Source organism: Streptomyces sp. NPDC001002, from assembly GCF_053599215.1.
The window spans coordinates 1-10,981 of record NZ_JBSFLV010000230.1; the positions used below are offsets into that span (position 1 = coordinate 1).

Consider the following 10,981-nt stretch of genomic DNA (forward strand, 5'->3'; position numbering starts at 1 on the left):
ACTCCCTCCTCCGCCTTGCAGCTGCACGCACCAGACCCCGCTCGACTCGGCCAAGAAGCACCGCACCTCACAGCCGACCTGATCCAAACGACAGCCCCTGACTCAGGCCGAGACGAGCAGCAGCCTTCCGCGCCTTGCGTCCGCCAGGGCCTCGGCTGTGAGCACGGGCCGTGGTACGAGGATTCCGCAGTGCGTGCAGACCGGACCGGTGGAGGGCTCGTGGTCCAGGTCGTACTTCCAGGTCAGACGTGCTCCGCCGCACGCCGGGCAGCCGGAGCCCGGGTCGTGTTCCAGCGCGGAGATCAGTCGGCGCAGTACTTCGGCCAGCGGCTCACGGGGGTGGACCCGCGGGTCGTCGCACCACGCGACACCGAAACCTCCCCAGGTCAGTCGGTGCCAGTCGTCGATACTTCCGGGACTGCGCAGTCCGTCGTGCTTCTCCTTGCGGCGCCGCTCGGCGAAGTCGACCTCGTAGGCCAGCCAGACCGAACGCGCCTCTTCCAGTTCGTCCAGTGCGGCCACGAGCCGCACCGGGTCGGGGGAGCGGTCCTCGGGGCCGAACCCCGCCCGGGAGCACAAATGGTCCCAGGTCGCCCTGTGCCCGTAAGGAGCGAACCGCTCAAGGCACTTGCGAAGTGAGTAGCGCCGCAGTGCGAGATCGCTCCGCGGATCGCGGACCTGTCTCGCCAGACTCCGGAAACCTGCCATCGCCCTGCACCTCCGTCACACCTGCACCTGTACTTCGGTCACTTCGGCGTCGTCGTACGGACGTCGCCGAGTAGACGTATCGACACGCGATTTGGCTCCATCCGATTTCCGATGACCTCCATAAGCAGGCTCGCCAACCAAAACTTGACGCATGTTCATCTTCTATCCCGGGGATACCGGCGGTAACGTCCCGGCTCACCCCCCTGTCGGTAGGAGCTGCCATGCCACGGCGTACCGCACCGAACGTGCTCGACAGACTGAGAACTCCCCGCAGATTCCCTTGGTTCCTGAAGACCACTGCCGTATGCGCCCTGATTGCCGGACTTTTGTCCCCGCTTTCCCAAGTGGCGGCCGAAGCCGCCGACACGGCCGACACGACCGCGGCGGCCGCCGCCAACGACTACTGCGGCGGCCAGTGCTCCGACATCCTGCCGCCGGGCGAGAACGGCAACGCCACGCTCGCCCAGGTCCTCCTCAACCAGGCCTTCGGCATCCAGCCCGACCACGCCGAGGACCAGCTCGGGCCCTACAACAACCTGGCCACCGGGTACTCCACCCTCACCGACGCGAAGATCAACACCTTCTTCAACGACGCGTCGTTCGGTGTCGCCACCGATCAAGTCGCCTCCACCGAGAGTCCCGCGGGCCGCACGGACGTGAAGATCGTCCGTGACAAGAAGGCGGGCGTTCCGCACATCACCGGTACCACCAGATACGGCACGGAGTTCGGAGCCGGCTATGCGGCGGCCGAGGACCGGCTGTGGCTGATGGACGTCTTCCGGCACGTGGGCCGCGGCCAGCTGACCACCTTCGCGGGCGGTGTGGCCTCCAACCAGGGCCTTGAGCAGGAGTTCTACCGCAACGCCCCGTACTCCGAGGCCGATCTGCAGGCGCAGATCGACAGCGTCATCGCGAACAACGGAACCCGCGGCCAGCAGGCCCTCGACGACGCCAACGCCTATATCGCCGGCATCAACGCCTACATCGACGCCTCCGACAGCGGCCGGTACTTCCCCGGCGAGTACGTGCTGACCGGGCACAAGGACTCGATCACCAACGCCGGCACCATCGACCACTTCAAGCTCACCGACCTGGTCGCGCTGGCCTCCGTGATCGGCTCGCTGTTCGGCTCCGGCGGTGGCGGCGAGGTCAACAACGCGCTCTCACTGCTCGCCGCCCAGTCCCAGTACGGAGTGGAGGAGGGCACCAAGGTCTGGGAGTCCTTCCGCGAGCGCAACGACCCCGAGGCCGCGCTCACCATCCACGACGGTTCCAGCTTCCCGTACGGCACCAAGCCCACCACCGCCCAGGGCCAGGCCCTGCCGGACGCCGGCTCGGTGACCACGGAACCGCTGATCTACGACGCCACCGGCACCGGCGCGAACCAGAGCGCCGACGCCGCCTCCGCCGCGGCGACCGCGACCGCCCTCAGCTCGGCGAAACGCGGGATGTCCAACGCCCTTGTGGTGAGCGGGAGTCACACCGCCAGCGGCCATCCGGTCGCCGTCTTCGGCCCGCAGACCGGCTACTTCGCACCCCAGCTGCTCATGCTCCAGGAGATCCAGGGCCCGGGCATCAGCGCCCGCGGCGCCTCCTTCGCCGGACTGAGCATGTACGTCGAACTCGGCCGCGGCCAGGACTACTCGTGGTCCGCGACCACCTCCGGCCAGGACATCATCGACACCTACGCGGTCGAACTGTGCCAGGACGACTACCACTACCTCCTCCACGGCACCTGCACCGCCATGGACAAGATCGAGCAGAAGAACGCCTGGAAGCCGACCACGGCCGACGGCACCGCGGCCGGCTCGTACACGATGAGAGTCTGGAAGACGAAGTACGGGCCCGTGGAGTACAGAGCGACCGTCGGCGGCAAGAAGGTCGCCTACACCACCCTGCGCTCCTCCTACATGCACGAGGCCGACTCGATCATCGGCTTCCAGATGCTCAACGACCCGGACTACGTGAAGAGTCCGCAGACCTTCCAGAGCGCGGCGCAGCACATCAACTACACCTTCAACTGGTTCTACGCCGACTCCCAGCACACCGCGTACTACAACAGCGGCAACAACCCGGTGCGGGCCAGCGGCGTCGACAGCGAGTTCCCGGTCTGGGCCCAGTCGGCCTACGAGTGGCAGAACTGGAACCCGGCCACCAACACCTCCGACTACACCCCGGCCTCCGCGCACCCCAACTCCATCGACCAGGACTACTACATCTCCTGGAACAACAAACAGGCCCTCAACTACACGACCGCGAGCTGGGGCGACGGCTCGGTGCACCGTGGCGACCTGCTCAACGACCGGGTGAAGAAGCTGGTCGCGGCGGGCGGGGTGACCCGGACGTCGCTGGTGAAGGCGATGGCCGACGCGGCACTCACCGACCTGCGCGCCGAGGACGTGCTGCCCGACCTGCTGAAGGTGATCAACAGCAGTACGGTCACCGACACCACGGCGGCCGCAGCCGTCACCAAGCTCCAGACCTGGCTCACGGCGGGCGGCAAACGCACCGAGACCTCGGCGGGCTCCAAGACGTACGCCAACGCGGACGCCATCCGGATCCTGGACGCCTGGTGGCCGCTGCTGGTGAAGGCCGAGTTCCAGCCCGGCCTCGGCAGTGACCTCTACACCAAGTTCACCAGCAACCTCTACATCGACGAGACCCCGTCGGCCGCCCACGGACCCACCGGGTCGCACGCGGGCAGCTCCTTCCAGTACGGCTGGTGGAGCTACGTCGACAAGGACATCAGGTCGGTGCTCGGCCAGAGCGTGTCCGGGCCGCTGGCGAAGCAGTACTGCGGCGGCGGCAGCCTCAGCGCCTGCCGGGACATCCTGATCAGCACCCTGAAGACGGCCTCCGGTACCAGTGCGTCCACCGTCTACCCGGGCGACTCGCTGTGCGCGGCGGGCGACCAGTGGTGCGCCGACTCGATCGTCCAGCGCACCCTGGGCGGCATCAAGCACTACAACATCAGCTGGCAGAACCGGCCCACCTTCCAGCAGGTCGTGGAGTACACCTCGCACCGCTGATGCCCAGTGGCGGCGGGGTCACGCGATACGCCCCGCCGCCAGTACCAGCCGGACCAGTTCGGGGTGCACGATGTCGCTGTGCGCCCCGGCCGGCGGGCCACCCCGCTTGACGACCGCCGCCGCGTCGACGTTCACGCACCCCGACGCGGCGAGCGGTCCGCGCAACGCCCCGGCGAGATCGAGCCGTTGGGTGTCCGGCACGCCCTGCACCCCGTCGTGGCCCATCGCGCCCCACTCGGCGCCGAGCGCCCGTCCCAGGTCGACGCCCGCGAACGCGTTGTCCTCACGCGCCGCCCGCGAGGCCAGCGGATACATCGTGCTCAGCGCCTGGTCGAAGCGCGAGTAGCAGCACACCAGCGGTCCTTCGATCCGGTTCTGCTGCCCGCGCAGCACCCCGCCCTTGTGCGGGTCCCGCGGCAGCCGCGCGGCGAACGCGTAGTGCGAGAAGGCCCCTTGGAGCAGCGTCACCGACTTCACCGTGCGCACCCCGTCCGGCAGCCCGCGCAGCGCGAACGACACCAGCCGGCCGCCGAAGCTGTGCCCGACCAGATGCACCCGCACCTTGGGCGCCGCCGTGGCCAACTGCCCCACCACCGGCCCCAGTCCACGCTCCCCGACGGTCCCCGCGCGCCGCTTCATCGCGTAGTACGTCCCCTGCCGCAGCAGCTCCTTCGCGCCCTCCCAGGGGTTGGGCAGCGCGAACCCGGCGCGCTCGCCGCCCGCCTGAAGGGTCGTCAGAGCCTGCGCGAACTCGTCGCAGAGCGTCGCCGGGTCCTCGGTCAGCAACGGGGGCTCGCCGCCCTCCGCGAGCGTGTCCGCCGCGAACAGCGGCTGCGGGCCGCCCGGTGCGGCCTCGACCAGCAGCCGCACCAGCCCCCCGAACTCGTCCAGTTCGGGCCCGGGCGGCCGGTCCAGCAGCCCCGCGATCCGGTCGACCACCGTGGTCCGCCCCGGGAACGCCTCCAGCAGGGCGCGCCGGGTGTCCTTGTCGAGCGCGGGACCCGGTGCCGCCTCCGCCTCCGTGGCCACCACCGACTTGGGGAAGTCGGGGATCGGCTCGTCGCAGAACCGCATCGACGGCCACACCACGCCCACGTACCCGATCTTCGCGTTCGGCGCGAACTCCCGGCACGGCGCGAGGAATTGGTGGTAGAGAGCGGTGGCGGTCGAGCGGTCGTTGTTCCAGCCGTGCGCGAAGACGATCAGATCCTTGACGCCCCGCCGGGACACCTCGGTGAGCAGCCGGTCCCGCTCGGCCGTGTCGACGTCCCCGTCCGCGTCGAAGGTCAGCTCCCAGTACGGACTCACCCTCGTCGCCGTCTGTGCAGTTGTCGGTTGTGCCATGACTGTTCCCTTCGTCCCCCGTGGTGGTGCTATGTGGGCACATAGTCCTGCGAGGGGGGAGGGTTGGCCATAGACCGGGACCTATCCGTAGAGAAGGTATTCCTTCCGTGTCCTTCGGAACGCGGCGAGCTCCTGCCGCCAGCCGCCCACCACCTCGTCGGTGCCCGCGCCGGCGTCGATCGCCGTGCGCACCCACGCGGAACCGGTGAGCTTGTCGATCCAGTTGTCGGAGCGCCAACCGAAGCCGCTCCACGCCGATTTAGCGGTCACCAGCAGCGCGATCCCGGTGCGCACGGGGTCGTACGCGGCCCGGTCGTGCACATGGATCTGCACACCTCCGACGGTCTTCCCCTGGAACTTGGAGAAGGTCGGTGCGAAGTACGCCTCCCTGAAGTGCACGCCCGGCAGCGCGAGTTCATTGACCGCCGCAGCCCAGCGCCCGTCCAGGCCCTCCGCGCCCAGCAGTTCGAAGGGGCGAGTGGTGCCGCGCCCCTCGGAGAGGTTGGTGCCCTCGAAGAGACACGTCCCCGAATACACGAGGGCGGTGTCGGGCGTCGGCATGTTCGGGCTCGGCGGCACCCACGGCAGCGCCCAGGCGTCGTAGAACTCGGACCGCCGCCACCCCGTCATCAGTACGGTCTCCAGCGGCACCGGCGTGGTCAGGAACTCCCCGTTGAACAGCCGCGCCAGCTCCGCCACCGTCATCCCGTGCGCCTGCGAGATCGGCTGGCGTCCGACGAAGGTCGCGAACTCCCGGTGCAGCACGGGCCCTTGGGCGGACCGCCCGGACACCGGATTCGGCCGGTCCAGCACCACGAACCGCTTGCCGGCCAGCTGAGCGGCCTCCATGCAGTCGTAGAGCGTCCAGATGTACGTGTAGAAGCGGGCGCCGACGTCCTGGATGTCGAAGACGACCGTGTCCACGCCGGACGTGGTGAACACGTCGGCCAGGGCCTGACCGCTCTTCAGATACGTGTCGTAGACGGGGAGTCCGGTCGCGGGGTCGTCGTAGCGGCCCTCGGAGCCGCCGGCCTGGGCGGTGCCGCGGAAGCCGTGCTCGGGGCCGAAGACGGCGACCAGGTCCACCCGGTCGTCGGCGCGCATGACGTCGACGATGTGCCGGACGTCCCGGGTGACACCGGTGGGGTTGGTGACCACGCCGACGCGCCGGCCGTCGAGCAGGGCGTAGCCGGACGCGGCCAGCCGCTCGAAGCCGGTGCGGAGGGGGCGACGGCCCTGGGCCGCCGAGGACGGAGCGGCCGAGGCCGGAGGCGCCGAAGAGGTGAGTGCCGCTGCCGTGGTCGCTGCGAGGAGGGCTCGTCTGGAGGGGCGCATGCGAGCACGGTACGGTCGCCGCCGCTAGTAGTCGACGGCCATGGGGGAGCCGTGTCGTGACCTCCTGCGGGCCGCCTCCTGAGCCTCCCTCAGTTCGGTGTGCACGGAGCGCAGTTTGTTGCGCACCTGGTTGTGCAGGCTGGTGAACTCCGACTCGGTGATCGTGCCGCGCTGCGCGTCCATGATTTGCCGGTGCACGGGTCCGCTGACCGAGGGCGCCCGGATCACCTCGGCGCTGCCGGCACGCCGGCCCGGGTCCTCGATGACGTCGATGGCGAAGCTGATCCAGTCCGCCTTGTTGTACGCACCGCCCGGCATGCCCGGCGACTCGGCCTCCGTCCGCTCGACGATCGCCTCGACGTTCAGCCGGATCGCGTAGCCGAGCCCCAGCAGGCGCTGCCGGAAGTCCCGCAACGCCGTCTCCATGGCCAGCTGTTCCGAGTTGACCGCGTTGGTGCCGACCACCAGGTTCTGGAACACGGTGGGGCCGTTGTCGCCGTCGCCGACGAGGTGACACCACTCGTGCGAGGCGAGCCGCCCGTTCGCGCCGCCCCGGCCGGTCGTCGGCATCATCTGGTGCGCGGCGAACCCGCCCATGGCCGTCGCGGTGTGGCGCCCGGCGGTCGCCCGGTCCACCGTCGGCGGCCGGGACACCCTGGTCTGCGCGCGCGTCCTGCCCTCCGCCTGGGCCCCGTCGGCGAGCGCGTCGAAGCCGCGCCGGCTCAGGAAACGACGCTCGTCCTTGGCCGTCCCGTCCGCGTTGGTGAAGTTCGGGTCGACGACATTGCGCGTGTAGAAGACGAACGGCTCGCTCGGATCGGTGGGCAGCGCCACCAGCCCCTGGGTGTTCCCGTCGACGCGGTTGTCCGGCCCCAGACCTCGCGCCTGGGCCAGGGAATCGAGGTCCTGGCCTCCCGCGAACCCCGGGTTGGGCGCCCAGTAGTCCCCGAAGCGGTAGGTCCGCCCCATCGACCGCCCGCCGGACCCCTTGGGCGTCATCCGGACGATGCGGAAGCGACGCGCGGTGTCGATCAGCGTGGGACTGTGCCGGACATCGGTGTTGATGAGCTCGACGCGGTAGACGTAGAACGAGGTCTGGTACTCCACCTCCCAGCTCTGCTGCAGGGTGCCGCCCCGGCGGCTCGCCGTCGCCCGGGGCAGCGAGGCGGTACGCGGGACCCGCAGTGCGTCCGTTCCGTATCCCTGGCGCTCGGCGGCGTAGGCGTGCTCCGGTGTCCGTACGAGGTGCCCGTCGGCGTCGAACTCCTCGTTCGGCACCCACAGGGCCACGATGTCGTCGATCTGGTCGCGCTGGGCCAGCTGCTCGTCCTGCGTCGCCCGGAGCGGATCCGGGGCCCGGCTGGACCGCATGCGTTGCACTGCGGCTCCCGGCCCGCCCGCGTGCCCGTGCCCCGCGTGGGAGTGCCCGGCCGGCGCGTGCTCCCCGCCCGTCGGCGAGGCGGCGCCCAGGACGCGGGTGGCCTGCTGCTCGGCCTCGCGCTCGAAGCGGTCGCCGGGGTCGGAGACCCGCAGTCCGTCGCCGCGGTCGGTGCCCGCGACCGGGCCCGAGCGCTGCTGGACGACATGGGTCAGCTCATGGGCGAGCGTGTGCCGGTCCGCGCCGCCCTCGCCGATGACGACATGGCTGCCGGAGGTGTAGGCGCGGGCGCCGAGGCCCGCCGCGGACTCCTTGGCCGCCCCGTCGGTGTGCAGACGTACGTCGGAGAAGTCCGTCCCGAAGCGGGACTCCATGTCCGTGCGGGTCGTGGGGTCGAGCGGCTGCCCGGGACCGCGCAGCACGCTGTGCACCGACCGCTGCACGGCCGTCTCACCTGTCTCCTGCCCGCCGTCGTCGGCCGCGCGCTCCCGCTGCAGGGTCTGTCCGACGGCGGCGTTCCCGGCGAGGCGTTGCAGCGCGAGCAGGCCGCTCGGATCCGCCGATCCGAGGCGTCCGGGGGCGGGCAGTCGGCCGACGGGGGAGGAGGGCGCGAGCCGTGCCGGGCGGGCACCGCCGCCGTCCTGCTCCCGCTCCTGCGAGGGACGCCGCGCCGCCATCAGCTCTCCTGTGCTCGTCCGGACGAGAAGAGTTCATGGTGAACGCTGCCCGAAAGGGAACCGAGGGTCGCCCGGCCAGGAATTCGGGCAAACGAGGGGTTCATTTTTCAGGACGGGACGGCGTGCGGAGGGTGAACAGCTCCTCCGATTCGGACGATTACGACTGTCCTCCTGCCCCCTTCCGGGAACATACCAACCGGTTAGTATGGAGCCGCAACAGAGTCGCGGTCATCTAGTCTGGCCGCGCAGCGGAGCCGCAGTCATGAGGAGACCGATGGTGGAAGCCGTTCAGGGTGCCGGTGTGGTTGTGACGGGAGCCGGGGGTGGCATCGGGGCCGCGCTCGCACGGCGGTTCGCCGCCGAAGGGGCCCGGGTCGTCGTCAACGATCTGGACGGCGAGCGGGCGAAGGCCGTCGCCGACGAGATCGGTGGCATCGCCGTACCGGGGGACGCCTCGGCGGTCGTCGGCGCTGCCCGGGACGCGCTCGGCGGGACCGTGGACGTCTACTGCGCCAACGCCGGTGTCGGCTTCGAGGGCGGGAACGCCGAGACGGGGCTGGACGAGCACGCCTGGGCCGCGTCCTGGGACGTCAACGTCATGGCCCATGTCCGGGCCGCCCATGAGCTGCTGCCGGCCTGGCTGGAGCGTGGCAGCGGGCGGTTCGTGTCCACCGTGTCGGCCGCCGGGCTGCTCACCATGATCGGGTCCGCGCCCTACAGCGTCACCAAGCACGGCGCGTACGCCTTCGCCGAGTACCTGTCGCTGACCTACCGGCACCGAGGGATCAAGGTCCATGCGATCTGCCCGCAGGGCGTACGCACCGACATGCTCGCCGCCACCGGCAGCGCGGGCGACCTGGTGCTGCAGCCGACGGCGATCGAGCCCGAGGAGGTGGCCGAGGCGCTGCTCAAGGGCATCGAGGAGGACCGCTTCCTGATCCTGCCGCACCCCGAGGTCGCCCAGTACTACCAGGTCAGGGCCGCCGAACCGGACCGCTGGCTGACGAACATGAACCACCTCCAGCAGAAGTGGGAGGCCACCCGGTGACCGGCGCCGGGTACGCGGCCAAGCCCTGGACGGCGCTGCTCAACGACGCCCAGCGCGCCCCGATAGCCCCGCTCGACACCCTGGTGCACGCCCTGCGCCGGGCGGTGGCCGAGGCGCCCGACCGTGACTTCCTCGCCTACTTCGACGGCCGCCTCACCTACCGCGAGGTCGACGAGCTGAGCGACTCGGTCGCCGGGTACCTCGCCGAGCGTGGTCTGGAGCGCGGCGACCGGGTGGCGATCCTGCTGCAGAACTCCCCGCACTTCGTGCTCGCCCTGCTGGGCGCGTGGAAGGCGGGGGCGGTCGTGGTGCCGGTCAACCCGATGTACAAGTCCGGCGAGGTCGCGCACGTCCTGCGGGACGGCGAGGTGGCCGCGCTGATCTGCGCCGACCGGGCCTGGGAGTCGTATCTGCGCGAGACGGTCGCCGACTCGCCGGTGCGGAACGTGCTGACCGCGTGCGAGCTGGACTTCCAGACGCGTGACGACGCGCGCGTGCTGACCTTCGAGCGGCTGCCGGGGGCCGCCGACGCCGACGATCTCGTCACCGTGGCGCGCGCCGGGCACCCCGCACCGGGCGGGCGTGACCTCTCTCCCGCAGACATCGCGCTGATCAGCTACACCTCGGGCACCAGCGGCACCCCCAAGGGCGCCACGAACACGCACGGCAACATCATGTACAACGCCGAGCGGCAGCGGACCGCGCTCGCCCTGCCGGACGGGCCCGTCTACTACGCGCTGGCGCCGCTGTTCCACATCACCGGCATGGTCTGCCAGCTCGGCGCGTGTCTCAACAGCGTGGGCACGCTCGCGCTGACCTACCGCTTCGAAGCGGGCGTCGTGCTGGACGCGTTCGCCGAGCACCGGCCGCTCTACACGGTCGGCCCCTCGACCGCCTTCATGGCGCTGGGCGCCCACCCGGCCGCCACCCCGGACCACTTCGCCTCCTTCACGAACATCTCCAGCGGCGGCGCCCCGGTGCCGCCGGCCCTGGTGGAGAAGTTCCGGGCCGGCTTCGGTCCCTACATCCGCAACGGCTACGGGCTCACCGAGTGCACCGCCCCCTGCGCCTCCGTCCCACCGCAGCTGGAGGCGCCCGTCGACCCGGTCTCCGGGACGCTGGCCGTGGGCGTGCCCGGTCCCGACACCCTCGTCCGGATCGTCGACGAGCAGGGCGCCGAGGTGCCCTTCGGCGAGCAGGGCGAGATCCTCGTGCGCGGGCCGCAGGTCGTGCCCGGCTACTGGCGGCGCCCGGAGGAGACCGCCGAGACCTTCCCGGACGGCGAACTGCGCACCGGCGACATCGGGTTCATGGACCCGCAGGGCTGGCTCTACGTCGTCGACCGCAAGAAGGACATGATCAACGCGTCCGGCTTCAAGGTCTGGCCGCGCGAGGTCGAGGAGCCCGCTCGAACACCTCGCGCTCCATGGACGTCGAGAAGTTGCCGGGCGGCAGGTTCGCC

At 70.6% G+C, this 10,981-nt stretch carries 7 protein-coding genes; 3 read left to right on the plus strand and 4 right to left on the minus strand.

The window, feature by feature from the left end:
- Nucleotides 1-102: 102 nt before the first annotated feature.
- Nucleotides 103-708, minus strand: coding sequence for a hypothetical protein (locus tag ACWDR3_RS45535; RefSeq protein ID WP_124002602.1), 606 nt, complete (start codon nucleotides 706-708; stop codon nucleotides 103-105).
- A gap of 221 nt (nucleotides 709-929) precedes the next feature.
- Here ACWDR3_RS45535 and ACWDR3_RS45540 point away from each other — a divergent pair, with 221 nt between their 5' ends.
- Nucleotides 930-3,737: a penicillin acylase family protein gene (locus ACWDR3_RS45540; protein ID WP_450358588.1), complete on the plus strand. Its 2,808-nt coding sequence runs from the start codon at nucleotides 930-932 to the stop codon at nucleotides 3,735-3,737.
- An 18-nt stretch (nucleotides 3,738-3,755) separates the two neighbouring features.
- Here the strand turns inward: ACWDR3_RS45540 and ACWDR3_RS45545 are convergent, their stop codons facing one another.
- The 3 genes from ACWDR3_RS45545 to ACWDR3_RS45555 all read right to left on the minus strand — a co-directional run bounded on the left by ACWDR3_RS45545 (nucleotide 3,756) and on the right by ACWDR3_RS45555 (nucleotide 8,471).
- A complete protein-coding gene (locus tag ACWDR3_RS45545; RefSeq protein ID WP_450358589.1) occupies nucleotides 3,756-5,081 on the minus strand; it encodes a serine-threonine protein kinase in 1,326 nt (441 codons plus the stop codon).
- A gap of 81 nt (nucleotides 5,082-5,162) precedes the next feature.
- Nucleotides 5,163-6,416 carry an exo-beta-N-acetylmuramidase NamZ family protein gene (locus tag ACWDR3_RS45550; RefSeq protein ID WP_450358590.1) on the minus strand — a complete coding sequence of 418 codons (1,254 nt, stop codon included), beginning with the start codon at nucleotides 6,414-6,416 and terminating at the stop codon, nucleotides 5,163-5,165.
- Nucleotides 6,417-6,440: 24 nt separating this feature from the next.
- A complete protein-coding gene (locus tag ACWDR3_RS45555) occupies nucleotides 6,441-8,471 on the minus strand; it encodes an eCIS core domain-containing protein (RefSeq protein WP_450358591.1) in 2,031 nt (676 codons plus the stop codon).
- 274 nt (nucleotides 8,472-8,745) lie between these two features.
- On the opposite strand from ACWDR3_RS45555, the gene ACWDR3_RS45560 reads away from it, so the two are divergent.
- Nucleotides 8,746-9,519, plus strand: a complete 774-nt coding sequence (locus ACWDR3_RS45560) for an SDR family oxidoreductase (RefSeq protein ID WP_450358592.1) — start codon at nucleotides 8,746-8,748, stop codon at nucleotides 9,517-9,519.
- Nucleotides 9,516-10,981, plus strand: a 1,466-nt coding sequence (locus ACWDR3_RS45565; RefSeq protein ID WP_450358593.1) for a class I adenylate-forming enzyme family protein, incomplete at its 3' end; no start/stop codon positions are given. The genes ACWDR3_RS45560 and ACWDR3_RS45565, both read left to right, overlap by 4 nt.

Coding starts and splice junctions, on each gene's coding strand:
- ACWDR3_RS45535 (WP_124002602.1), bottom strand. CDS start 708: ATGGCAGGTTTCCGGAGTCTGGCGAGACAGGTCCGCGATCCGCGGAGC.
- ACWDR3_RS45540 (WP_450358588.1), top strand. CDS start 930: ATGCCACGGCGTACCGCACCGAACGTGCTCGACAGACTGAGAACTCCC.
- ACWDR3_RS45545 (WP_450358589.1), bottom strand. CDS start 5,081: ATGGCACAACCGACAACTGCACAGACGGCGACGAGGGTGAGTCCGTAC.
- ACWDR3_RS45550 (WP_450358590.1), bottom strand. CDS start 6,416: ATGCGCCCCTCCAGACGAGCCCTCCTCGCAGCGACCACGGCAGCGGCA.
- ACWDR3_RS45555 (WP_450358591.1), bottom strand. CDS start 8,471: ATGGCGGCGCGGCGTCCCTCGCAGGAGCGGGAGCAGGACGGCGGCGGT.
- ACWDR3_RS45560 (WP_450358592.1), top strand. CDS start 8,746: ATGGTGGAAGCCGTTCAGGGTGCCGGTGTGGTTGTGACGGGAGCCGGG.